The sequence below is a fragment of the Treponema socranskii subsp. socranskii VPI DR56BR1116 = ATCC 35536 genome (genome assembly GCF_000468115.1).
GTDB lineage: Bacteria > Spirochaetota > Spirochaetia > Treponematales > Treponemataceae > Treponema_D > Treponema_D socranskii.
This window is the reverse complement of the sequence record NZ_AVQI01000020.1, coordinates 97,849-122,310: the sequence shown is the minus strand read 5'-3', so window position 1 is coordinate 122,310 and position 24,462 is coordinate 97,849. Positions and strand designations below refer to the sequence as shown.

20 protein-coding genes and 1 tRNA gene are annotated in these 24,462 nt (G+C 49.0%); 1 reads left to right on the top strand and 20 read right to left on the bottom strand.

Annotated features, from left to right (window positions below; genetic code table 11):
* Window positions 1-209: 209 nt before the first annotated feature.
* From HMPREF0860_RS03425 to HMPREF0860_RS03345, 17 genes are all read right to left on the bottom strand, one after another.
* Window positions 210-282 (bottom strand) — tRNA-Met (locus tag HMPREF0860_RS03425).
* Between the two features lie 180 nt (window positions 283-462).
* Entirely contained in the window at window positions 463-1,323 is an 861-nt protein-coding gene (locus tag HMPREF0860_RS03420) for a flagellin N-terminal helical domain-containing protein (RefSeq protein WP_016521388.1), read from the bottom strand.
* 237 nt (window positions 1,324-1,560) lie between these two features.
* Window positions 1,561-2,466 (bottom strand): NUDIX domain-containing protein, encoded by a 906-nt coding sequence (locus tag HMPREF0860_RS03415; protein WP_021329674.1) that lies wholly within the window; start codon window positions 2,464-2,466, stop codon window positions 1,561-1,563.
* A 195-nt stretch (window positions 2,467-2,661) separates the two neighbouring features.
* Window positions 2,662-3,933: a nickel-dependent lactate racemase gene (larA, locus tag HMPREF0860_RS03410; RefSeq protein ID WP_021329610.1), complete on the bottom strand. Its 1,272-nt coding sequence runs from the start codon at window positions 3,931-3,933 to the stop codon at window positions 2,662-2,664.
* Between the two features lie 263 nt (window positions 3,934-4,196).
* Window positions 4,197-4,601, bottom strand: a complete 405-nt coding sequence (locus HMPREF0860_RS03405) for a hypothetical protein (protein ID WP_156002006.1) — start codon at window positions 4,599-4,601, stop codon at window positions 4,197-4,199.
* A 150-nt stretch (window positions 4,602-4,751) separates the two neighbouring features.
* Entirely contained in the window at window positions 4,752-5,594 is an 843-nt protein-coding gene (locus HMPREF0860_RS03400; protein WP_038080545.1) for a Cof-type HAD-IIB family hydrolase, read from the bottom strand.
* A gap of 75 nt (window positions 5,595-5,669) precedes the next feature.
* Window positions 5,670-6,506 carry a carbohydrate ABC transporter permease gene (locus tag HMPREF0860_RS03395; RefSeq protein ID WP_021329667.1) on the bottom strand — a complete coding sequence of 279 codons (837 nt, stop codon included), beginning with the start codon at window positions 6,504-6,506 and terminating at the stop codon, window positions 5,670-5,672.
* A 10-nt stretch (window positions 6,507-6,516) separates the two neighbouring features.
* Window positions 6,517-7,407, bottom strand: a complete 891-nt coding sequence (locus tag HMPREF0860_RS03390; protein ID WP_021329735.1) for a carbohydrate ABC transporter permease — start codon at window positions 7,405-7,407, stop codon at window positions 6,517-6,519.
* Window positions 7,394-8,998: a glycoside hydrolase family 32 protein gene (locus tag HMPREF0860_RS03385; RefSeq protein WP_021329619.1), complete on the bottom strand. Its 1,605-nt coding sequence runs from the start codon at window positions 8,996-8,998 to the stop codon at window positions 7,394-7,396. Before HMPREF0860_RS03385 ends, HMPREF0860_RS03390 begins: the two co-directional genes overlap by 14 nt.
* Before the next feature lie 84 nt (window positions 8,999-9,082).
* Window positions 9,083-10,375 (bottom strand): extracellular solute-binding protein, encoded by a 1,293-nt coding sequence (locus HMPREF0860_RS03380; protein WP_038080549.1) that lies wholly within the window; start codon window positions 10,373-10,375, stop codon window positions 9,083-9,085.
* 192 nt (window positions 10,376-10,567) lie between these two features.
* Complete coding sequence (locus HMPREF0860_RS03375) at window positions 10,568-12,094, bottom strand: response regulator transcription factor (protein WP_021329623.1); 1,527 nt, start codon at window positions 12,092-12,094, stop codon at window positions 10,568-10,570.
* Window positions 12,072-13,664 carry a sensor histidine kinase gene (locus HMPREF0860_RS13180; RefSeq protein WP_162146990.1) on the bottom strand — a complete coding sequence of 531 codons (1,593 nt, stop codon included), beginning with the start codon at window positions 13,662-13,664 and terminating at the stop codon, window positions 12,072-12,074. The genes HMPREF0860_RS03375 and HMPREF0860_RS13180 overlap by 23 nt, the downstream gene beginning before the upstream one ends.
* Before the next feature lie 155 nt (window positions 13,665-13,819).
* The gene (locus HMPREF0860_RS03365; RefSeq protein ID WP_021329628.1) at window positions 13,820-14,821 is read right to left on the bottom strand and encodes an ABC transporter ATP-binding protein; all 1,002 of its coding nucleotides are present in this window, start codon (window positions 14,819-14,821) and stop codon (window positions 13,820-13,822) included.
* A complete protein-coding gene (locus HMPREF0860_RS03360; RefSeq protein WP_021329692.1) occupies window positions 14,818-15,834 on the bottom strand; it encodes an ABC transporter ATP-binding protein in 1,017 nt (338 codons plus the stop codon). Before HMPREF0860_RS03360 ends, HMPREF0860_RS03365 begins: the two co-directional genes overlap by 4 nt.
* 7 nt (window positions 15,835-15,841) lie before the next feature.
* Complete coding sequence (locus tag HMPREF0860_RS03355) at window positions 15,842-16,891, bottom strand: ABC transporter permease (RefSeq protein ID WP_021329654.1); 1,050 nt, start codon at window positions 16,889-16,891, stop codon at window positions 15,842-15,844.
* 18 nt (window positions 16,892-16,909) lie between these two features.
* A complete protein-coding gene (oppB, locus tag HMPREF0860_RS03350; RefSeq protein WP_021329725.1) occupies window positions 16,910-17,839 on the bottom strand; it encodes an oligopeptide ABC transporter permease OppB in 930 nt (309 codons plus the stop codon).
* 118 nt (window positions 17,840-17,957) lie between these two features.
* Window positions 17,958-19,541 (bottom strand): peptide ABC transporter substrate-binding protein, encoded by a 1,584-nt coding sequence (locus HMPREF0860_RS03345; protein ID WP_021495492.1) that lies wholly within the window; start codon window positions 19,539-19,541, stop codon window positions 17,958-17,960.
* A 371-nt stretch (window positions 19,542-19,912) separates the two neighbouring features.
* Between HMPREF0860_RS03345 and HMPREF0860_RS03340 the strand changes: the two genes are divergently transcribed.
* On the top strand, window positions 19,913-20,875 hold the full coding sequence (locus HMPREF0860_RS03340; protein WP_021329712.1) for an ROK family protein: 963 nt from the start codon (window positions 19,913-19,915) through the stop codon (window positions 20,873-20,875).
* 86 nt (window positions 20,876-20,961) lie between these two features.
* Here the strand turns inward: HMPREF0860_RS03340 and HMPREF0860_RS03335 are convergent, their stop codons facing one another.
* Genes HMPREF0860_RS03335 through HMPREF0860_RS03325 form a run of 3 tightly spaced genes read right to left on the bottom strand, consistent with a single transcriptional unit; the run spans window position 20,962 to window position 24,456 of the window.
* Complete coding sequence (locus HMPREF0860_RS03335; protein ID WP_021329650.1) at window positions 20,962-21,867, bottom strand: substrate-binding domain-containing protein; 906 nt, start codon at window positions 21,865-21,867, stop codon at window positions 20,962-20,964.
* A 40-nt stretch (window positions 21,868-21,907) separates the two neighbouring features.
* The gene (locus tag HMPREF0860_RS03330; RefSeq protein ID WP_021329632.1) at window positions 21,908-22,927 is read right to left on the bottom strand and encodes an ABC transporter permease; all 1,020 of its coding nucleotides are present in this window, start codon (window positions 22,925-22,927) and stop codon (window positions 21,908-21,910) included.
* The gene (locus tag HMPREF0860_RS03325) at window positions 22,924-24,456 is read right to left on the bottom strand and encodes a sugar ABC transporter ATP-binding protein (protein WP_021329696.1); all 1,533 of its coding nucleotides are present in this window, start codon (window positions 24,454-24,456) and stop codon (window positions 22,924-22,926) included. Before HMPREF0860_RS03325 ends, HMPREF0860_RS03330 begins: the two co-directional genes overlap by 4 nt.
* Window positions 24,457-24,462 lie beyond the last annotated feature (6 nt).

The window sequence follows — 24,462 nt, the reverse complement described above, 5'->3', positions numbered from 1 at the left end:
GCTAACAAGCGGATGAGTAACCTGTAAAAAAAAGCGACTCTAGGCAAATAAATTACTTCATTATAATAAACTCATTTGAGAAATATTGTGATTGTTTCGATACTTGAGTTTACATCTTAGAAGCCAACTTCTGTACGTGATCACCGGAAAAAATGCTTTACATCTTTGTGTGTAATTTCGCCGACACACTTCATAACAACTTAGCAATATAGCGGGGGCAGGACTTGAACCTGCGGCCTCCGGGTTATGAGCCCGACGAGCTGCCAACTGCTCTACCCCGCGTCGTATGTTCTATATATAATATTGCTTATCGATTAAATAGTCAAGAGCGCACTTTTTACCCTTAAATTTATTGCTACTCTGTACATCTCCCCTTTAAAAACAAAAAAGCCGCTCCGCCGCGTTCGATTTCGGAACGTTCGGAGCAGCTGTGTTTATCGGTTTCTGCCGTTTACGACAATTTCACCGAAGTAAGCTCAGCACATTTTGGCTAGATTGGTTCGCTTGTGCGATCATAGCCGTGCCAGCCTGTGAGAGAACGTTGTCTCTCGTGAAGTTAACCGTTTCTTTTGCCATGTTGGCGTCGCGGATGCGGCTCTCCGATGCTTGGAGGTTTTCCGCACCGATATCAAGACCGACGATCGTCTTTTCGAGGCGGTTTTGATATGCACCGAGGTCGGCACGCTGTTTGTTGATCTTTTTAATCGCTTCGTCGAGCGTACCGATTGCGCGGTTCGCTTCATCCGGCGTTTCAAGCGTCATAATCGATTCGTCGCCGACGTTGCGCAAACCGAGCGCCATCGCCGACATCGTGCCGATGTAGACTTGCGTGCGCTGATCCATGTTTGCGCCGATGTGGAACCACATCGAACCGGTGACCGTGTTTTCTCCCGTCGGGCGGGCAAAGCGGCCGGTAAGCATGTTCATGCCGTTAAACTGCGCCGCGCTTGCAACGCGATCGACTTCGGCAATGAGCGAAGAAACTTCGACTTGGATCTGCATGCGGTCTTCCGCGCTGTAAATACCGTTGGAAGACTGAACAGCCAGTTCACGGATGCGCTGGATGATGTCGGTCGTTTCCTGCAGATAACCTTCCGTCGTCTGAATGAACGAAATGCCGTTCTGCGCGTTCGTCGACGCTTGATTCAAGCCGCGGATCTGGCTGCGCATTTTTTCGGAAACGGCAAGGCCGGAAGCATCGTCTCCTGCACGGTTTATTCTCATACCAGAGGACAGCTTTTCCATGTCTTTCTGTTGGGAAACCTCCGTGAGTCCCTCAGCGCGAGTTGCAAACATAGCGCTCATATTGTGATTGATAACCATAAGTAATCTCCTTCAGCTTTGGTATCAGACAAACCGTACTCGGCTTGTTTTGGTTTTATCACCTTACATACTAATCATCGGAATTCGGCAAAAAGACATTAGCGTTTTTTTTAATTTTTTTGAGGGAATTATATAATAAATCAACCGTACAAAAAACCGTATTCGCCGACAAAACGTGTAACGAAAAAATCGGCGCGTTCTCGACAGCTGCCGCACTGCGGCGATCGATACCGCCTATCACGCAAAAGGTCCTTCCGGGAGCTGTCTGCGAAGCGTATCTTTGACAACATAGCCTTTTTCGTTGCACGTACCGTAATAATCGAAATAACCGCGGTCGAGGGCGATCGGAAGCCATACGCGGCAGTCGACGGACATTTTCCCGAACGGCAATTTTTTGACGTTTACCCAATACGGCAGATTTTTATCCGTCCCGTGGATCGTACCGGCAAACTCGTCGGCGACAAACACATAGCAGCGCAAGTCGCGGCCGGGCAGAGCGAAGTTCAATCTTCCGTGACAGCGCACCTCTTCGACAGCAAGGCCCGTCTCTTCGAGCGCACACCGTTTGCATGCAGTGACGGGATCTTCCCCCGTTCTCAAACGCCCCATAGCTCCCGACACTTTGCCCGATCCTTTTTCGATATGCTTCCGTTCGATGAGCAGCACCTGATCCCTCTCGTTTACGATAAAACACAGTACGACGTATTCGTCGGGTTTCCACGCAGCCCATTCGTCGTCGAATTCTTTTTGAATATCGGCTTCCGTTTTCGGCGCAAGTTCCGGATGCGCTTCAATAAAACATGCGCCGCAGATATTTTCATCGTTTGTGAGCATCTGCGTAATCGTCAATCGCTTTCCGCATTTTTGACAGCGGCTTTTAAAAGGCCACGTATAGCGGCGGAGCAAAAATCCCGTAAAAACAACCGCGATAAAACCCGGAATCGCAAAATACGGATTCCAATGCATTCCTTGAATCAAAAGTAAAAACGCCAAATAACAAAGCGCGAGCATGAGCATGATAAACACCGCGCGCCGCTTTTTTACCGATACGCGTCCGACCCGCTTTTGATTGAAATAGACGAGGGCGAAGACCGCAAGCAAAAACAAATAATTTTCGATTACTTTTTGTATGATTTTTTCCATAAATAATAAAAAAAGAAATCTTGTAAAAAGCAAAAAAGCTGCCCGAAAGCTTCGGTTTCAGGCAGCTCCGATCGGCGGATGTTTTACCGAGTATCCGCAGGGCGCCGAGCGGTGAATGTTTTGCCGGACAGTCGTGTGTCATCGAGCAGCCGGCAGGGCACCGCACAAAAGCGGAAAATACTCGGCCGTGTTGTATTACTCGATAACCATGACCGACACGCCGTCGGGGATCGCCGTCACCGCAGCATTCGGATTACCGCAGAGTTTTTCGGCTTCCTTCATCGCCGTTTCGAGGCTGTGCGCGGGGATCATGTGCAGAGCGCGCACCGTTTCATCGGGAGCGTCCGAAACGTAAATCACGCGCGCCTTTTGTAAAATGCGGATAAAAATCTGAGTCTGCCATTGATCGGGCTTCGTTTCGTTTCTGCCGCGGCTCATAAAAAGATTGAGCGTCTTTTGAATATCCGGCTCGTCGGCCATCTGGTGATAAAATCCTTCGCCTCCGTGACCGTCGTTCGACTTTGCAAGCATGATGATAACGCCGCCTTTTTTGACCGTCGCTTCCGCCGCCGTCATGCCTTTTATCGCTTGGTAAATATTTTGATCGAGCGGATAGCCGCCGTTCGTCGATATGACGATGTCCGCCGGCAGCGCATCGACTTTACACAGCGACGAAAGGAAATCGCAGCCTTTTTTATGTGCCGATTCGACATCTCCTGCAACCGCATAGATCGCTTCTTTTTTTTCGTTGATGACGACGTTGACGATAAACGCGAGTTTCGCCGCGTGTGCTGCCCACACCATATCTTTGTGAATCGGATTTCCTTCGAGGATACCGGTACGAGAATGCACGTCGGCGATGAATTCGGAACAGTGATTTGCAAGCACAGTTGTGCGACTCGCCACGCCGGGAAGCACGCTTTTGCGCCCGCCCGAAAAACCGGCAAAAAAATGCGGTTCGATAAAGCCTTCCGCGACGAGCAGATCCGCTTCTACGGCGAGTTTATTGATAATGCACTCGCCGCCGCTCGGCAGCGTTCCGATTTTTACGAGCGGAGAATTGTCGCAGTCGTGAACGACGATTTTTTCGTTCTTGACGATCTCTTCGCCGAATTTATCGATGAGTTCTTCTTTTGTCGAAAGCCTGTGACAGCCGGTCGAAATGAGAATCGTAATGTCGGCGTTCGGGTTTCCTTTTCGGATTTCGGCAAGCATCGGCGGAACGATTACTTTGCTCGGAACGGGGCGCGTATGATCGCTTGCGATGAGTACGATATTGTTTTTCCCTTCGGCGAGTTCCGAAAGTTTTTTCGTACCGACGGGATTTTCAAGCGCTTCGGCGACGAGCGCTTCCGGCGTATTTTTTGCCGTATAGTGATGAAGGTTCGAAACGATGACGCCCTTTAAGCGTTCGTCGGGAATATCGATTTTCAAAAATTCTTTTCCGTATGGAAACGACAGATTCATACACACTCCATTCGACATGCCCCGGCGCAAAATATCGGAGTATGTCGTTCTTTATAAGGTAGTTACAGTCGGCTTTGATACCCTTTGTCGCGGCGCAGAGCACTCGGGTATTAAACCATCCGCACGGATAAAAGGCTTTGCAGTACAAAATCCGGCAGCTGAATTTATTATAAACCGCGATCCGAAAATATGTCAATCAACCGCATCGCAACATAAGCCGAATCGCAATTTATAAACAAAATACAAAAAACGCGGCGCATTTTTCACGACGGTTCGTATTTGCAGCACACAGAGCAGCCGGTAACGATGACGTGCTTTTTACCGTCCTTCGTTTTATTAAAAAGTCGTGCGACGAGGTGTCCCTCCGGCGGAACTTCTTTATGACATACGGGACATACCCGTTTTACACCCGGCTCGGGTTTCGGATAACAGTGCGGACAACCGAGGATGATGCAGCGCTGATCGCTTACCGTCATCGGCCGGAACACGCGAGAATACAAATCTTCTTTGTATAACGGCGAAGCGCAAAGCGGACAATTCGCAAACGAATACATCTTTTGCCGCGTACCGGCCGTTTTACGCTTATCGCGTTCCGTCAATTTAATAAAATACCGCAGCGCAAAGATAATAATAAGTGCCGCACATCCGATCAAAATATAATCGAGCATACGGAAAGTATAGCACGTTTTGAACAAAGGATAACAGCTCGGCTTTTAGATACCCGCTTCGATTTATTCGCGCGGAGCGGTTAATTATTCCGGAACTCTGCGGCGCGTTTGTCGATTTTCGCCGAGCTACAGCGATCACGGAGGGACCTGCTACAATACAAAGGCTTCGAGAAAATCGGCAATGCCGTCTTCATCGTTGCTTTTGCGCGTCACGTACGCGGCCGCTTCCCGAATCTGCGGAAGACCGTTCGACATCGCGACTCCGTGCGCCGTCATGCGAAGCATCGATTCGTCATTCATGCTGTCGCCGAACGCCATCGTTTCGCTTCGCGCTATGCCGAGCTTTTGCGCAAGGTAGAGCACCGCTTCGCCCTTGCCGCAGTCCGGCGGCATCACTTCGAGAAAAAACGGCTTACTGATAAAGAAGTCGGCTTTGCCGCGAAATTTTTCGCGCAGGAAGGGAATAAAGTCATCGATATCTTTCGGATCCGCGGAAATCAGCATCTTTGCATATCCGCGCTTCAAAAACGACGGAAAATCGTCGACGACTTTCAGCGGAAGCCCCGAAATATCCGAATCGAGGTGCGACCATTTTGTATCGACGGAAGCATAGATCGTAGAAGCACTGTACACTTGCGCACAAAGTCCGCGTTTTTCCGCTTCGCGAAATATTTCCAAGAGTACGTTGCCGTCAAGCTTTTTTGAGAGGAGCGGCTCGCGCGTGTGCAAATCGAATACAACCGCTCCGTTGAGCGCGATGACGTATCTGCCGGTTTGCAAACCTGCGATGTCGAGCCGCCTGACAAACGGAAGGATGCCACTTTCCGCGCGTCCGGAACAGATGACAACAAAGATGCTCCGTGCAGCGGCGGCGCGCAGCGCGGAAACCGTACGCGGCGAAATCGTCAAATCGCGGTTTAAAAGCGTATCGTCCAAATCGAGTGCGATGAGTTTGACGGCAAGTTTCCCGTGCGGCAGTTTTTCGTGCATCATGAACGAATGGTAGCGGCGAAGCGAACTCGTGTCAATCGACAGACCCGGCATATCACACAGCCGGGCACGGTCGCATTATCCTTTAATGCCGGTCGCAGCAATACCCTGTACGTAATACTTTTGGAAAAACACGAACATCACTACCATCGGGATAACGGAAACCACGAGGGCGGCCATAATCGGGCCATAATAGATCGGCGGCTCGGTAAAGAATGCCTGCAAGCCCAACTGTACGGTACGCTTTCCGGGAGACAGCGTCACAAGAAGCGGCCACATAAAATCCGACCAATAGGCAACGTAGTCGAGAATTAAAACCGTCGCGAACACGGGTCCGGAGATCGGAACTATCAAAGCGAAAAACGTTTTGATGGGATCCGCGCCGTCGATAGCCGCCGCTTCGATAAAATCATCGGGAACATCGAGAAAAAATTGCCGAAAAAGATAAATATCGAAACACTTCGCCGCAAACGGAATGATAAGTGCACGGTATGAATCGTTCCATCCGATCCGATTGACGACCCAATAGAGTGCTAAAATAATACTCTCAAGCGGCAGTACGAAAAGCGCAATGACGATTGTAAAGATGATATTTTTTCCTTTAAAGCGAAATTTTGCAAGCGCATATCCGCACATGGAATTGATAAGCATACTCAAAAAAACAAGCACACTTACGTAAAACAAACTGTTACCGATATAGCGGATCAAATTGCTGCGCACGAAAACTTCACGGTAATTTTCGAGCGTAAAATCCAACGGAATAAACGCACGGAGACCGTGAGTCATATCGGCAAAGATACGGTTTTCCGGTTTAAACGATGAAGCGACCATCCACAGAAGCGGCGCCACATACAGCAATCCTAAAATCGTATTAACGGTATAAATCATTGTCGTAGTTTTTTGTTTGCGTATCATAATAATTCCTTTATTTTTGTCTGATGATTCGTTTCAGCGTAAGCGAAAGCGTTACGACGATGATAAAAAACAAAACGGAAATCGCCGACGCATAACCGATATTTCTGAATTGAAATCCCTGTTGATAAATATAATACGTCAGCGTTTTTGTCGATTCTTTCGGACCGCCCTGCGTCATCACATAAGGCTGCGTAAACAATTTCATAGCCGATATCATCGTCACCTGCACGACGAATATCAGTACGTTTTTCACTCCGGGCAGTGTAACGTGAAAAAATTGCTGAACCGGACCTGCACCGTCAATCTCCGCCGCTTCGTACAATTCTTCGGGAATCGCCTGCAGCCCCGCAAGCAAAATCATCATGTGATACCCGGCCGAATGCCAGCCAGACATAAAGATAATCGAATTCATTGCAGTCGCGGGATCATGTAAAAACATACTCGGTTGGAAACCGGCTTTAACGCGCAGCGCATTGAGCAGACCCTGCGTCGGATTCGGATTGTAGATAAACGTCCACAAAATGGAAACGACGGTGATCGAAGTTACCAGCGGAGTAAAATACATCGCACGGAAAATACCGACGCCTTTAATATTTTTTCTGACGAGCAACGCCAACACAAATGCGAGCGAGTCCTGATACACGACAACCACGAGCGTAAAGTAAATCGTATTCCGCAGCGTTTTATAAAACGTCGGATCGGTAAACAGCCGTTTATAGTTTTCAAGACCGGAAAAAAATGCCGCTTCCGGCTGCAGCATATTGAAATTCATAAAACTGAAGCCGAACGATAATAATACCGGCACGAGCAAAAAACAGCACAACAAAGCAATCGCCGGCACGATAAAAAATGCAACATAGCCTGTCGGCGTTTTTTTCAACGTTTTTTTATTTTCGTTCATCGTAATTCTCCCAAATGCCATTCAAACGATATAATTTAATAAATTCTTTTATTTGAGTCGTTTCCATTCCGGGCATCGCCGTTTGATCGCCTTCCAGATAATACCGCGCCGTCATGACGGCGCTTCCCCCGTTTACAAAGAGCTCGACAAGCGATGCGTCGACGATAACTTCCATATCTTTGAGATGCGCGATCGGCTTTGTACACTTGACGATTCCTGCAACCGTTATCGAAAGCACACCGTTTCGATATACGAGGGAAAGATTTCCTTCGGGCGAAGAAACCAAATCGATAACAAATTCACGCTGTCCGTCAGATTCCATTTTTATTAAAAACGGTACGCGTACCGGCAGCGCATCTCCTTCGGTTTCCAATGAATACAACTCTTCGACAGGTGTTTGTACGAGAGTGCCGTCCGCCACATGGAGTTCCCGCGGAAACGATAAGGTACCGTTTGCACTCCCTCGCTGCAGTCGATACGATTTCAACTGATCGCTGTTCCAGCCGAAACAGATTCGCCTTGATCGATATAAAAAAGTCTGTACGGCATAAAAATCTTTACCGTAATCGAGGAGACCTGAAGATTCGGGAATAAATTTTTCTCCGTCGAACGTCCCAATCATGTATTTTACGTCGCGCTGAATATCGGATACCGGATCACTGTTGATAAAACCGATAATCAAAACCCACTTTCCGTCAAGAAAAAAAAGATCTGGACATTCGGCGACGGCGTATTTTTTATCGGACTCCGTATACATATCCGAAACGAATTCCCAATGCTCGGTATCTTTCGAACGGTATAAAAATACCGTCGGAACGGCGTTTCGATCGCCGCCGATAACCATAAAATAATAATTATTAAATTCAAATATCTTCGGATCGCGGAAATTGCGGCGAGAATCGCCCGCATCGTCATCTAAAACGTCGTGTTCGCCGGTAAATTCCACACCGTCAATACTCGACGCTTTTACTTGCCGCTCCTTCGCCCATGAACGATCATGGGCTCCGTAATGCCGTGTAAAAAATACGTGCATCGTATCGTCTTTGACAAGCGCGCTTCCGGAAAAAGCGCCGCCTCGCAAATCGCGGCGATCCTGCAATTCTCTCTGCGGAAAAAATACGACAGGCATGTGTTTCCAATGCATCAAATCGGTGCTGACCGCATGCCCCCAATGCATATTTCCCCATACCTGAGCGAACGGATTGAATTGATAAAACAGATGAATATAACCGTTGTATACGCACAAACCGTTCGGATCGTTCATCCATCCGACAGGAGGAGAAAAATGACATTGATTACGATAGGCTTGATCATAGCGGACATCCGTTAAAAAACGAATACCGTTATGCAATGTATTTTCTCCCGTATCCAAGTATACGAGATCGAAATCGCCGCCGGCTAAAGCCAGACAATACGCCGTATTGCAGTGCAGAGGAAAATGCAGCATAAACGTTTCCGTCGCAATTTCCTCAGACGATTGCGGTGTTTCACCGGTTTTCAGCAGCACCGTCATGTTGCCGCGAGATACGGTTTTATGCCCGAATACGGAAATACCGGCATATCCGTTCGAATCGAATGTTATGGAATTCATCTTTTCCTTTATTAATTAACAATTATTAAAATCGCAAAACCTTACGGAACGGATTTCCGTTCCGTAAGGCAAATATATTTTTAATTACCGATGCGAGCTTTTAAAACGAGAATACTCCGCATCGACAAAGGACGCCAATTCATCCAAACTCTTTTTCGGATCGGAACCGGAACAGATATCGAGGAAAATCTCGGAAAACTTCGGCGACAAAACGGTATAGACCGGCGTCCTCGGACGCGGTACCGCACACGCAAACAATTCTTCCGAAAACACTTTGAACGGCATCGTATTCCACATCTTGTTATTCGTATAATTGGAACGTCGGGACGGAGGATATCCGCCTTCCGTGCTGTACGCCAGTGTTGAATCGCTGTTTGTCATAAACGCAAGCGCGACGGCGGCAGCGGTTTTATCCTTTGCGTTTTTGGAGATGCCCAACGCCCAGCTGCCGCACGGAGATGCGGAAGATTTATCGTTTGTGACCGGATAATACGTTACGCCGATCGGAAAATTCGGATAATTTTTTAAGATACCGCGCAGCTGTCCGGAATTGGTAATCCACATCGCGCTTTTTCCGTCTTGAAATTCAGTCGGCGACGGATCGATATTTGCGAGCCCTTCTTTGAAAAATCGCTGCAGATATGCAGCCGCTTCGACGCCGCCTTTATTGTTGATCCAGCCGCTGCATTTGCTGCCGTCGGGACTTGTAAAAGCGGAATTATTCATATCCCAAAACGGCGACAAAACATACGGGATGCCTTCGCCCTTATTCATGATCAATTTGATGCCGACACAGCCCGGAGTGGAAATCTTTTTTGCCATGGCATACACTTCGTCCCACGTGTAGGCGTCTTCGATGCTTTTCGGAATTCGAAAGCCGTTGGCGGCAAAGATCTCTTTGTTATAAAACAGCGCACATGACGATTCGTTTAACCCGACGGCATAGAGACGGTTATTATACGTTCCCTGTATGATGATCGAGGGCATCAAATCGGCTTTGCTTTCCGCCGAAACGTAATCGTCGATCGGAATAATAATACCGTTTGCCGCATAATTCGCGACATTCGGTCCGTCCAGCGCCAAAAGATCCGGGAGTTGATTCGTAAAAGCGGCCGAATTGACTTTATCTTCGTACGCGTACGCCGAACCGCGCGGAATATACTGGATCGTCAGATGATACTTATCTTTATAAGCTTCATTAAAATCGGCGACACGCTTATCGAATGCGGGAATCATCGATTTATTTTCCTGATACCACATGGTAATTTCTTTTACACCGGTACTTCCGCTCGAAGGCGAATCCTCTTTCATCCCCATTGCAAACAGCATCATCGCGGTAACGGACAGCGCTGTGCAAAAACACAACATTTTTTTCATAATGCCTCCTATAGAAAAATCCGACAAAGAATTGCGATACGATAAAAACGCAAAGCAGACCGCGTATCGGTAAAACTCGACAAGCAGAATACAACACGATGCCATGCGCTTTTATCGCTATTATTTTACGGGATATTCTTATATATTGATATTTTAATTTTTTGTCCGTTTTACAAAAAAAATGACAATTTTTTAAAACCGCCGTAAACGGAAGTCGGCAGGACTGCAGCCGGTCTCTTTTTTAAAAGCGGTAATAAAATAACCTTCATCATTATAGCCGACTTTTGCCGCAATTCGAGAGATTGTTTCTTCCGTCGTATGCAACAGTTCTTTTGCTTTTTCCATTCTGGTACGTATAAGTATGTCCATAAAATTTCGTTTACAATTTTTACGTATCAATTTAGAAAGGTATGCCGTATTATAACACAACCGCTCGGAAAGCGTTGTCAAAGAAATATTTTCGGCATAGTGCTCTTTGATATAATTTTCAACGATAGTTGCAATATCCCGTTTCATTTCACCGTCCTGCACTTGCAGACGATGGAAGATACGCAACAGCTCATCTTTCACTTCGCAAACGTAATCCGCAGCTTTTTTGCCGACATAATCACCGATACACATATCGCTGTTGGTTAAAAACGCCACTTCAACCAATACATCACGGATATTTTCACATACCTGCTCACTGTTGCCGGTATTCGATGTAAGCGTCGCAAGTAATTTTTCGAATTCACTCATCAGCAGAACGCGATCTCTTGCCTGGATTGCAGAAAGGATTTGTATCTTTTGCGTTTCAAAATCGGCGAAAACGATCGGCGCCGTATCTTTCCGCTCAAAACGGGAAACAGTGTTTTTTCCGTGCAGCAAATTGTTCCGTAATACCTGCAATGCCTGTCGCTTCAGTTGCGGCAGACTGAAAATATCATCGTCCGCAAGACTGATGCCTGCGGAAAAAGAGAAATTAAATCGCTTCCATACCGAAAGCTGCGCTTCTTCCAATGTTTGCAGGACGTATTTCCGGCACCGCTCGGCTTCGGTTTCATGGGGAAAACAAAACAGTAACACATATCGTTCAAATTCGAATCGCAAAAGATTGCATTCGTTCGCATTTTTGACAACCTTTAACAAGCTGTCCCGAAGCAGATAGGTTTCCAATTTTTTTTCGCCGTCTCCCGAAACGGCGGCGACGACAAAATAACCGACGTTCAGATCGCCGGCCGAAACGGTATTTTTATCAAATTTAAAAACTCCCCGCAAAGCGTCGGACAGAAGCTGTTCTTGAACCGCGAATTTCATACGCTTTACGGTATCGGTAAGCTCCCGGGTTCGCCGCCCTTCCATGCTCCGCACATCTAAAAATTCCGACGCCTTCTTTAAAACCGCACGCAGCGCACCGACGCTCACCGGCTTTACCAAAAAATCGAATACGCCGATACGCAGCGCTTTTTGTGCATACGAAAATTCGGAATAACCGGTAAACACGATGACGAGGGCATTGCTATGTATCTCGCGAAACGCATCGGCGAATTCCAAACCGTTCATGCCGGGCATTTTGATATCGGTAAAAACGATATCGGGCATCAATTTTTTCGCTAAAGCCAGCCCGTCCGCTCCGTCACGGGCTTCTCCGACAAGGGTGCAGTTTTCGTTCTTCCACGGAAACATCCGCATACCCTCCAAAACAATCGGTTCGTCGTCAATTATCATTACGCGGTACATGTTCGTTTTCCTTCCGAAGCCGCATCGTTACGACCGTTCCGACGCCGGCTGTCGATACGACGGATAATCCGTAATCCTGTCCGTAATATAACTGCAAGCGTTTATGAACATTGAGCAAACCCTGAAACTTTTTCCCTTGTCGTTCGGTAAGCGCACGTCTCGCAATTTCGGCATCCATTCCGACGCCGTCGTCCGAAACGGTAACGACTACATCGCATCCGGTATCTTCAAACGCAATACCGATAGTTCCGCTGCCCGCTTTCGGTTCCATACCGTGAATAAAAGCATTTTCGACGATCGGCTGCAACACGAGTTTCGGCACAAGATAGGATTTCAGCGCATCGGAAACGGCGATACGTACCTGCACTTTATCCCGAAACCGCATTTTTTGTATATATATGTAATCGTCGATATTGTTCAGTTCCTCACCCAGGGTAATAAAATCGATTGCGCGATCGATACTGGCATGGAAGAGATTTGCCAGCGAAACGGTTATCTGCGCAATATCGTCCTGACCGGTCATCTGCGCTTTCCAATACAGCACGTTCAGCGTATTGTATAAAAAGTGCGGATTGATCTGCGCCTCAAGCATCCTCAATTCGGCCTGATTTTTCAAAAGCTTTACACGATACTCCGAATCGATCAGGCTTTCGATCCGTTTTACCATATCATTAAAGCAACTGCCCAATTCTTTAAACTCGGGATTTTCATCGGGCATAATACGTACCGAGAGATCTCCGTTTGAAAAGGCATGCATTGCAGATATCAAACGATTGATACGCCGTACCGAATACTGCGAAAACAAAAACGATATCCACATCGCCGCAGCGATGATGGCGAATACCAGCAAGAAGACTATAAGCATGATTTTTTGAATACCGTCATAAATCACGCTTCGCGAAATACATCCGATCGTAGTCCAGCGTGTCGAATCGGACGTTCGATAAAAGACAAAATAATCGCGTCCTTTGATTTTAATAACCGAATTATTCCGCCGTGCTGCAATATCATCGATAAGCAACGGTGAAATCATATTCGCATTTCCGGTTATGCACTGCATGTTTTCGTCAAAAACGGCAAACATGCAGTCCCGTCCGAAATCGAGCTCTTTCAGCGGCTGCGCAAATACGTCCGCATACAGTACGATATCGAAAAAACCCAACCGATCGAAATTCCGCGAACTTTCTATGGGTCTGATAAGATGCATGAGATGAGTATCGGTATCGCCGATCCATTTCGCATGATATCCGAAATCTGCTGCATTCCTGATATCACCGTAAAAATTGTTTTCACTTCCGATAGGATAGTGCGTATAATTACCGGCGGTATCGTAGAGCGTCATAGAGCGCATCAATGCATTGTCGTAAAATACGGCAAGCCCCTGTTCGAGGGCAAAAAGCTCTGCCCTTGAATTTTTTATCCCCGCATATACGTTATGCAGATAATTTTGTACCCGTTCCGTATAGATCACTGTAGTCGATAGCGCCTCTACCCGCTCGGTTATCATATCTATACTGTTCGATGCCTGAGAAACACTGTTGGAAGCATCGCGTACAATTTGTTCCTGCATTTTGCGATAAAATAATCCGTAAATCAAACAGGTAATGATAATAATAGGCAGGATCGACAGTAACAAAAAGACAGTGAATTCCTGCGCGTATACGCGCAGCCGATAAAATTTACGCAGTATCAGCCCGCTCATATAACGTCGCGACGGTCTCTCCCTCACTCGTACAAAAAACACGCGACGCTGTGATCGGCAGCCGCTTGTGCGGGTTTTACGAACTTAGGCTGGCACTGTTTGCATTTTTCCATGCGGTTCGGACAGCGGTCGTAAAAATAACAGCCCGGACGCTGTGTGTCGGGAGAAGGTACGTCACCTTTCAATATGATGCGCTGGCGCCGACGCTCGACTTTCGGATCGGGGATCGGAACGGCGGAAAGCAGCGCTTTTGTATACGGATGGAGCGGATTCGCGTAGAGATCTTTATAGCCGCCCGTTTCAACGATTTTTCCGAGATACATGACGGCGATCCTATCGGAAATGTATTTGATAACCGCCAAATCGTGCGCGATAAACAGATACGACAGCTCCATCTCTTTTTGAATGTCTTTAAAAAGATTCAGCACTTGCGCCTGGATCGAAACGTCGAGGGCGGAAACGGGTTCGTCGGCGAGTATGAGGCGAGGTTTCAGCGCAAGCGCACGTGCGATACCGATGCGCTGCCGCTGACCGCCGGAAAATTCGTGTGGAAATCTGTTTTTGAAAAATTTTGAAAGTCCGACGAGTTCCATGAGGTGTTCGACACGGGACGTAATGTCGGCTTCCGATACGTCGAGCAAACCGTATTTTTTGTAAATGCGCATGGGTTCGGCGATGATTTCCGACGTCGTCATGCGCGGGTCGAGCGATGAATACGGATCCTGAAACACGAGCTGCATATCGCGGCGGACGGCGACCATTTCGGAGCGCTTCATCTTCGTCAAATCTTTTCCGTCGAGCATTACTTTTCCCGCAGTCGGCTTGTACAGATGCGCGACCGTCCGCACGACGGTCGATTTACCGCAGCCCGATTCGCCGACAAGTCCGAGCGTTTCGCCCTTCGCTATGTCAAAGCTGATGCCGTCGATCGCATAGATATATTTTTTTTTGCCGCCGAAAAGGCCTTCGCTTCCGTCGGAAAAATGCATTTTCAAATCATGCACTTCAAGGATGTTGTCGCTCATTTTGTCGTGTCCTCTGCGGTGAGTGTTCCGCCGTCTTTTTGCGCATAGAGCCAACACGCCGCGTGGTGCGTGCCGGAAAACTGCACGACCGGCGGATAGCGGTTTTTGCACACGGGCAGTGCCTTATGGCAGCGCGGATAAAACGGACAACAGTCGGGTAAATCGACGACGTTCGGCGGCTGCCCGTCTATTGAAAAGAGCCGGCTTTCATCGTCGCGGTCGAGGCGCGGCACCGATTTGATAAGCCCCTGCGTATACGGATGCTTTGTATCGTAAAAGATGTCTTCGGTCGTACCGCGTTCGACGATACGTCCTGCATACATGACGACGATCGTGTCGCACACGCCGGCAACGACGCCGAGCGAATGCGTTATTAAAATGACGGCCGTTCCGAGCCGGTGCGTCAAATCCTGCATCAAATCGAGTATCTGCGCCTGAATCGTCACGTCGAGCGCGCTCGTCGGCTCATCGGCAATGAGTATGTCGGGATTGCACGAAAGCCCCATCGCGATCATGACGCGCTGGCGCATACCGCCGGAAAATTGATGCGGGTATCCGTCGATGCGTTTTTCCGCTGCGGGAATGCCGGTGAGCTTCAGCATTTCGATCGCTTTTTCTTTTGCGGCTTTTTTGTTAAGCCCCTGATGCAGACATATCGTTTCGATCATCTGCGTTGAAATCCGAAGGTACGGATTGAGAGATGACATCGGATCCTGAAAGATCATCGCGATTCTGTCGCCGCGTATTTCCCTCAGGCGCGCATCGCTCATCTTTAACAAATCTTCGCCGTAAAACAGCACTTCCCCGCCTTCGATTTTTCCCGGCGGCGTTTGAATCAAATTGATAATGGAAAGATTCGTAACGCTTTTTCCCGATCCGGATTCGCCGACGAGTCCGAGCGTTTCGCCTTTGTGCAGATCGAAAGTCAAACCGTCGACGGCTTTTACGACTCCGGCGTCGGTATAAAAATAGGTACGGAGGTCTTTTACCTGTAAAATCACTTCGTCCGTCATATATGCCTCACACCCTGTTTTTCGACTGCGGATCGAATGCGTCGCGCGCGCCGTCGCCCAAAAAATTCATCGCAAACAAAAACACCGTCATGACGATTGCCGGCACGAGCAGGCACCACGGATAGAGCGCCATACCCTGTACGCCGTCGGCGATGAGAGAACCCCATGACGCAAGCGGTGCCGAAATACCGAGCCCGAGAAACGACAAAAAGCTTTCGCTCATGATAAAAGACGGAAGCGACAGCGCCGTATACACGATGATGATGCCGACCGTATTCGGAATGAGATGATGCATGATGATATACCACGGGCCGGCGCCCATCGAACGGGCGGCGAGGACGAACTCCATATTTTTCAAACTCATCACCTGTCCGCGCACGACGCGGCCGATCGTGAGCCACGACACGAGCGCGATCGCGATAAAGAGGATAGCGACGTTTCGCCCGACAATCGCCATCATGATGATGACGACGAGCATGTACGGCAATCCGTACATGACATCCACAAAGCGCATGAGAAACGAATCGATTTTACCGCCGGCATAACCTGCAATCGAACCGATGACGATGCCGATGAGAAGCGCGGTTACCGTGCCGATGAGGCCGACCATCATGGAGATACGTCCGCCGTACACTGTGCGCGACAGCATGTCGCGGCCGAGCGAATCGGTGCCCAAAATATAGCGGCGGTTTTGCACGGGATCGGTTTTATTGCGTTCTTCAATCGAAGCGATCACCGCTTGTTCTTCCGCAGTGTATTCGCTGCGCTTGTCCTTTGCCATGACTTTTGCAAAATACGCTTTGCGCGCCATGAGCTCCACTTCGCCTGCACGGCGAAACGACGGCGGAAGATTCGTGTGATTCAACTCCTGCTGCGCATACGGATAAAACGGCAGCACCGGCGCAAAAAGCGCAACGAGCGCATAGACGACAACGATCCAAAAACTCGCGTACGCCATTCTATTTTTCCGCAGACGGTTCCACGCATCCGCCGTCAGCGACACCGATTTCATCTCCTGATTAAATTCGTTTGTCGCTTTTTTTTCTTTTTTAATCATAGCGTTTTAATATTCCCGTTATTTATAAGAGATTCTCGGATCGAGGAATCCGTACAAAATATCGACGATAAGGTTCATGAGAATGAGGATTCCCGAATATACGATGACAGTGCCGAGGATGAGCGTATAATCGCGGTTGAGCGCCGATTTAACAAAAAAATTTCCGATACCCGGCACGAGGAACACTTGTTCGACGACAACCGAGCCGGTAACGATGCCTGCAAACGCGGGGCCGAGATAGCTTACGACCGGAAGCAGCGCACCCTTGAGCACGTGCTTTACCATAACGACTGAATTTTTCAAACCCTTTGCGCGGGCGGTACGCACATAATCGGAACGCAGCGTTTCGAGCACGCTCGCACGAGTCAAGCGCGCGATCGACGCAAAGCGCGGAAGCGCGAGCGTAAAAGCCGGCATAATGAGGGTTTTCCAGCCGTAGCGCCCCGTAATCCAGCCGGACGTCGGAAGCCACTTGAGCGTAAGCGCAAAAACAAACACCGCGACCGGCCCTACGACGAACAGCGGCACCGAAAGTCCTACGCTCGCAAAGGACATCGTCGTGTAATCGACCCACGTGTTTTGTTTTACCGCGGAAATGAGTCCAAACGTAATACCGAACAGCATCGCAAGCGCGAGGGCGATGATGCCGAGAACAAGCGAATTCGGCATGCTCGAACCGATCAGCTGATTGACCGTAAAATCTTTATTTTTAAACGACGGCCCCAAATCGCCGTGGAGGACATTGCCGACATAGCGCAGGTACTGTTTAAACAGCGGTTCATCCATGTGATATTGCTTTTCGAGATTGGCGAGAATTTCCGGAGGTACTTTTTTTTCACTCGCAAACGGACCGCCCGGCGCAAGCCGAGTGATAAAAAAACTCAGAGTTATGATAACGAAAAGCGTCGGAATGAGCCCCAGCAAACGTTTTATAATAAATTTTCCCATATACAGTACTCCGGCATAAAAAAACGGAACAGCCGTTTTAGGCCGTTCCGTTTATTGTACCAGAAAATTATATTTTCTGCAATTTATTTTTGAATTTATTTCAGAACGTTCACACCTTTTATTTTTTCGGTTTTATCCCTACATACGAATGAATATCGAGGACGTTCGAGTACCAGCCTTCCCATTTATTCAAATCGATAAGACACTGCGAAACGTAGATGTACATCGGGATAACCGCCGCATCGCGTGCGATTGCAATCGACTCCGCTTTTTCAAGCACTTTCATGCGCGCAGCTCCCGCCGGCATACGAGCGGCGTCACTGACGAGCTTATCGAATTCGGGAACGTTGTAGCGTCCGTCGTTGTTTCCGCTGCCTGTTGTCAAAAGTTCGAGGAAGTTCGACGGATCTTTGTAGTCGCCGATCCACCCCGCGCGCGCGATTTCAAAGTCGTTCGCCTGCCGTTTTGTCAGGAACGAATTCCATTCCATGTTCTGCAGTTCGACGTCGATGCCGAGATTTTTCTTCCACTGCTGCTGCACCCATTCGGCGGTTTTTTTGTGCTTTTCGTTTGTATTGAAAATATACGTGAGTACCGGAAAGCCCTTGCCGTCGGGGTAACCCGCTTCCGCAAGCAACTTTTTAGCACCGACCGCATCGAACGAAAATCCCTTCGGCGGCGTATAACCCGCCATTTCGGGAACAAACGTACCGGTCGCCATTTCTCCGCCCTTCGTCACTTTTTCAACGAGCTCTTTCGTATCGAGGGCGAGGATGAGCGCTTTGCGTACGCGGACATCTTTGAGCGTTTTATTGTTTACGTTGAAAAACGCATAATACGAACCGAGGTACGGCGCACACTGGTAATCGTCGCGGAGCGCAACTTCGTCGATTAAATCCGGCGGAATATGGGCGCTCGACGAGTTCCAATCGATTTCGCCGTTTTTATATTTGTTGTACGATGTAACGCTGTCTTCGATCGGCAAAAACGTAATGCGCGACAAAAATACATTCTCTTTGTTCCAATACTTATCGTTCGGTACAACGGTAAGCTTATCCTGCGGCACCCACGATTCGAGTACAAAAGGACCGTTGCCGACGAAGTTTTCTTTTTTAATCCATTCGGAACCGTATTTTTCTATGGCATGCATCGGAAGCGGCGCGAACGCATAGTGCGCCATCATATCGATCGCATAGGGGACAGGTCCCACGAGCGTCACTTCGAACGTATAATCGTCGACGGCACGGATTCCGACGGAAGTTTCGGGCGCTTTTCCTTCGTTGTATTCTTTCGCACCTTTAATAACCAACGCCGGCATATACGCGTAGACGGCTGCCGTTTTCGGCGACATATAATAGAGCCACGAATCGACAAAGGTTTTCGCCGTAATCGGCGTACCGTCGCTCCACGTCGTTTTACGCAGATGGAACGTCACAACGGTGTTGTCCGCACTGCGCTCCCAGCTTTCCGCAACGCCCGGAACGGCTTCGCATGTTTTAACGTCGTAGCCGACAAGCCCTTCGAACAGCGCCAAATAAATACGATGTTCGGGCACGCCTTCGATCTGCGTCGGGTCGATCGACTGCGGTTCGGCACCGTTGCTGACAGTAAACTCGGCACCTGAAGCGCTTTTCTTACCGCACGCCGAAAAACACAGCACGGCGGCACAGAGCGCAAGAACCCATACCGATAGCTTTTTCATATAACCTCCATAAAAACTTTTGCAGGATGTTTCAACATCCGAAAAAGTTTTTAGCCGTGCGCGTGAGCGCACACGTTCAATAGTCGAGTTTGCAAATGGGGTGTATTGTACTCATACGATTTTTATCGGAACGATACATATACACGACTTCTGCAAACATCCGAGCAAACTCGAGATAAAAAGTGACGGCGATATTTCAGACGGCGCTTTTTATCGTACCTCCATAAAAACTTTTGCGAATGTATTGTACAAAGTATTCGGTTAAATGTCGAGAAAAAAATGCTCTCCGTCGGATTTTTTGAAATGCGAAATTCGTGCGGCCATATCGGCCGGTATATAACGATTTTTCTTTTTACGCTATATTCTACCTAATGAACGATTACATCGGATTCGATATCGGCGGAACGAAATGCGCGGTCGTCGCCGCACGTGCTGACTGGGCGAACGATGCGTGTACGATTGTCGCACGGAAGCAGATCGCGACCGAACGCGTGCCGTGGCAAAAAACGCTCGACGCGCTTATCGCTGCGGCAAAAAGCATCATCGCCGAATATTCGCTGCATCCGGCGGCGGCAGGCATCAGCTGCGGCGGCCCGCTCGACGAAAAAGCGGGGCTTGTCATGTCACCGCCGAATCTTCCCGGCTGGGATGCGGTTCCCGTCACGGAGTATATTTCCGAACGGCTTTCCGTTCCCGCATTTTTGCAAAACGATGCAAACGCGTGTACCGTCGCCGAGTGGAAATTCGGTGCGGGAAAAGGTACGCGCAACCTCATATTTTTGACCTTCGGAACGGGACTCGGAGCAGGGCTCATCCTCGACGGCCGGCTCTACGAAGGTGCGAACGGACTCGCAGGAGAAGCAGGGCATATCAGGCTCGCCGAAAACGGCCCGCTCGGTTACGGAAAGTTCGGATCGTTTGAAGGATTTTGTTCCGGAGGCGGCATCGCGCGTCTCGGTCGATCGATGGTGTCGGATGCAAAAAAATCGGGCGAACGATCGGTACTGCTCGCCGTGCCGGACGAAACACTCACGGCAAAAACGATCGCAGAAGCTGCCGATTCGGGAGACAAGCTCGCACGGCGCATCTACGCGCGCTCCGGAGAATACCTCGGACGCGGACTCGCGCTTTTAATCGATTTATTAAATCCCGAATGCATCATCATCGGAAGCATATTTGCGCGCTCTGAAAATCTTTTGCGCCCTTCGATGGAGCTCGCCGTAGAAAGAGAAGCGCTCGAAGTTCCGCGAAAAAGCTGCCGCATCGTACCCGCCGCGCTCGGAAACGCCATCGGCGATTATGCGGCGATTGCAGCCGCTTGCAAAAACGGATAAACGGCGTTTTCGTAGGGAATTTATAATACCCCGGCACGGAATACCGGGGTAAATTGATTAAATCACAAAATGCGAATTCGACACATTTATTTTTTCGTCAAAACGGAAACGCCCGTATCATAGTAGGCGGGACTGACCTTTTCACCGTTCAGCACTTTCGCCGCGCTCTTCATACCTTCGTATCCCATCACGTCGGGGTTTTGCGCCATCGTCGCAACAAGAGAACCGCGCTGAATCAAATTCATGATCATATCGGATTTATCGAAACCGACACCGACCGCCGCACCGTTCGACTCGGCGATTGCGCTTCCGACACCGACCGTCGAACCTTCGTTCGCACCGAAAAGACCGACGCAGCCTTGAGCGATAAAATTCGACGCAGCATCTTTCGAACGCGCGGCGTCTCCTTCGCAATACTGCGTTGCGAGGATTTTGAACTGCGTTCCGGCAAATGCACTGCGGAATCCGTTTTCGCGGTCGAGCGTCGACGTCGTTGCGGCATTCGTGTTGATAATACCGATCGAGCCCGACGTAATTCCTTTTGCCGAAAGCGCTTTGATAAGTTCTTTGCCCGCCGTTACGCCTGCAGCTTTGTTGTCCGTCGCGAGCGTCTGCTCTCCGGGGAATTTTGCAGGGCTGTCGACATAGATAATCTTAACGCCCGCAGCGACCGCTTCTTTCAACGCGGATTGTACCGCCGTCGGACCGTTTGCCGCAAGCAGGATAACATTCGCACCGTCGGCGACCGCATTGTTGATGCACTCGATCTGTTTGTTATCGTCTTTTACATCGGGAGCAAGCCACTTGTACGTGATGCCGCCGATCTCTTTTACCGCCTTTTCGCAGCCCTGATTGACATTGACCCAGTGCTGGTCCATTTGATCCATCGTGATCAAATAAACTTTTTTCGAACCCGTATCTTGTGTGCCGTTCGCAAACACGGATCCCGCCAAAACAAGCGCCGCGATAATAAAGGTAATACCTTTTTTCATAATTTCCTCCTATGATAATTAATAATATATTTCCTGCATTTTATACAGCAGAATTCTTTGCCGCTTTTTTGCCGGCATGACGACCGGTACGCACGATGATGTCGAGCAATACCGAAAGGATAACGATAATGCCGATAACGATATTTCTGATCGCGACCGGCGCACCCGCAAACTGCAATCCGTTTTGCAGTACGCCCCAAATCGAAGCGCCGATAACCGTACCGAACAAAAGCCCTTGTCCTCCGAGCGTCGACACGCCTCCGATAACGGACGCTGCGACCGCATACAATTCGTATGAATTGCCGCTGTCCATCGTCCCCATACCGCTCGTCGCACACGTAATAAGGCCGACGACGCACGAAACGAATGACGACACGAGATAGGCTTTCAGCGTCGTCGAAACGATGTTGACGCCCGAAAGACGCGCGGCTTCGACATTCGATCCGATCGCGTAGATATGCCGGCCTGTCCGCGTCCGCGTCAATACAAAATTAAACGCAAACCACAACGCGATCGCTATCCAAATCGTATTGTAAAAACCGAGCGTCTTTCCGTAATAGAAAAAATTGCGGAAGCCTTCCGCCGCTTCTCCGATCGAATCGGTATTGTAGTTGCCGTTCGCGATCTGTGCGACGCCGCGCGCAATCGTCATCGTACCGAGCGTCGCAATAAACGGCGGCAGCTTACACAGCGCGACGAGCAGTCCGTTCGCAGCTCCTATGACAAGGCAGCACACGAGCGTAATCGCAACCGAAACCCACGGATTCGTTCCTTTCGTCATAAGCGTTGCGCTTATCATACAACTCATGCCGATGAGTGAACCTATTGACAAATCGATATTTCCGGTAATGAGCACATAGGACTGCCCTATACCGATGAGCAGTATCGGTGCAATTTGACGCAAAAGATTTCCGACGTTGCGGCTGCTGAAAAATACAGGGTTTACGATGCCGAACGCGATACTCAGCACGATAAGCCCCGCCGTAACGGTAAGCACTTGTCCCATGCCGCGGATCTCAAAAAGCCGCTTTACGGGATTTTGTTTTTGTATTTCACTCATACCGCTTTTGCCTCTTTTTCGCTTTTTTTATTAAGAAAACGTGTCGCAAGATATAATATTTTTTCCTGCGTCGCTTCCGATGCAGGCATCTCTCCGGTAACCCGTCCTTCACACAGAACGACGATTCTGTCGGCGATTCCTAAAATTTCGGGAAGTTCGCTCGACACGAATACGACGCCCTTTCCTTCCTGTTTGAGTTTGTTCATCAGATTGTATATTTCGACTTTTGCCGCCACGTCGATGCCGCGAGTCGGCTCGTCGAATATGATAACACGGCTTTCGCGCAACAGCCACTTTGCAACGACAAGCTTTTGCTGGTTGCCGCCGGAAAGGGATGCCGCATCTTTATCGCCGCCTGCCATCTTCAGCGACAGCCGCTTTACCGCGTTTTCAAGCATCGCCGCTTCTTTTTTTCGGTCGATTATGCCGAATCGGTTGCACAAAATATCGAGGTTCGGCAGCGCGATGTTTTCTTTGATCGAAAGCTTCGTACACAGTCCGTCTTTTTTTCGATCTTCGGGAGCGAGCACGACGCCCTGCCTGATCGCATCGGTCGGACAGTTGACGAAAATTTCTTTGCCGTCGAGTTCGATCGTTCCGCCGTCTTTCGCGTCGACGCCGAACAGCGCACGCGTCGATTCCGTTCGCCCCGCCCCCATAAGCCCCGCGATGCCGAGGATTTCGCCTTCGTATACGTCGAACGATACGTCGCGCACCATTTTACCCGACGAAAGATTTTTAATTGAAAATATTTTTTTGCCTTTCGGCGTCGATATGCGCGGGAACTTTTCTTTGACTTCGCGACCGACCATATTTTTAATAATTTCATCCATCCGCATATCTTTGAATTCGCCGCGTATGATGAATTTTCCGTCGCGCATGATCGTCACGCGATCGGCAATATCCTGCAGCTCTTCGAGACGGTGCGATATATAGATAATGCCGACACCCTTTTCTTTCAATGATTTAATAATGCCGAAGAGCCGATCGATCTCTTTGCTCGTCAACGCGGATGTCGGTTCGTCCATAATCAAAATCTTCGCATTTGTATGAAACGCTTTTGCGATTTCGACCATCTGCTGTTTCGACACTTGAAGATTTCCGACGATCGTATCCGGCGTAATGTCGTCCATTTGCAGTTCGTCGAGCACTTCCTGCGTGCGTTTTTTCATCTCGCGTTCGTTGAGCACGGAACCCCTACACAGTTCCCGCCCCAAAAAAATATTCTGCGCAACCGTCAGATGCCCGCACATATTGAGCTCCTGATGGATGATCGTAACGCCGAGCTCCTGCGCTTTTTTCGGCGAAAGATGTATCTCGACGTCTTTGCCGAAAAGCTTCATGCTGCCTTCGTCGCGCGTGTAAACACCGGAGATGATTTTGACGAGCGTCGATTTTCCCGCGCCGTTTTCTCCGAGCAGCGCCATCACTTCGCCTTCGCACAATTCGAACGACACATCGTTGAGCGCATGCACGCCGAAAAACGATTTGTAGATATGCCGCATATCCACAATTACTTTTTTATCCATACACAG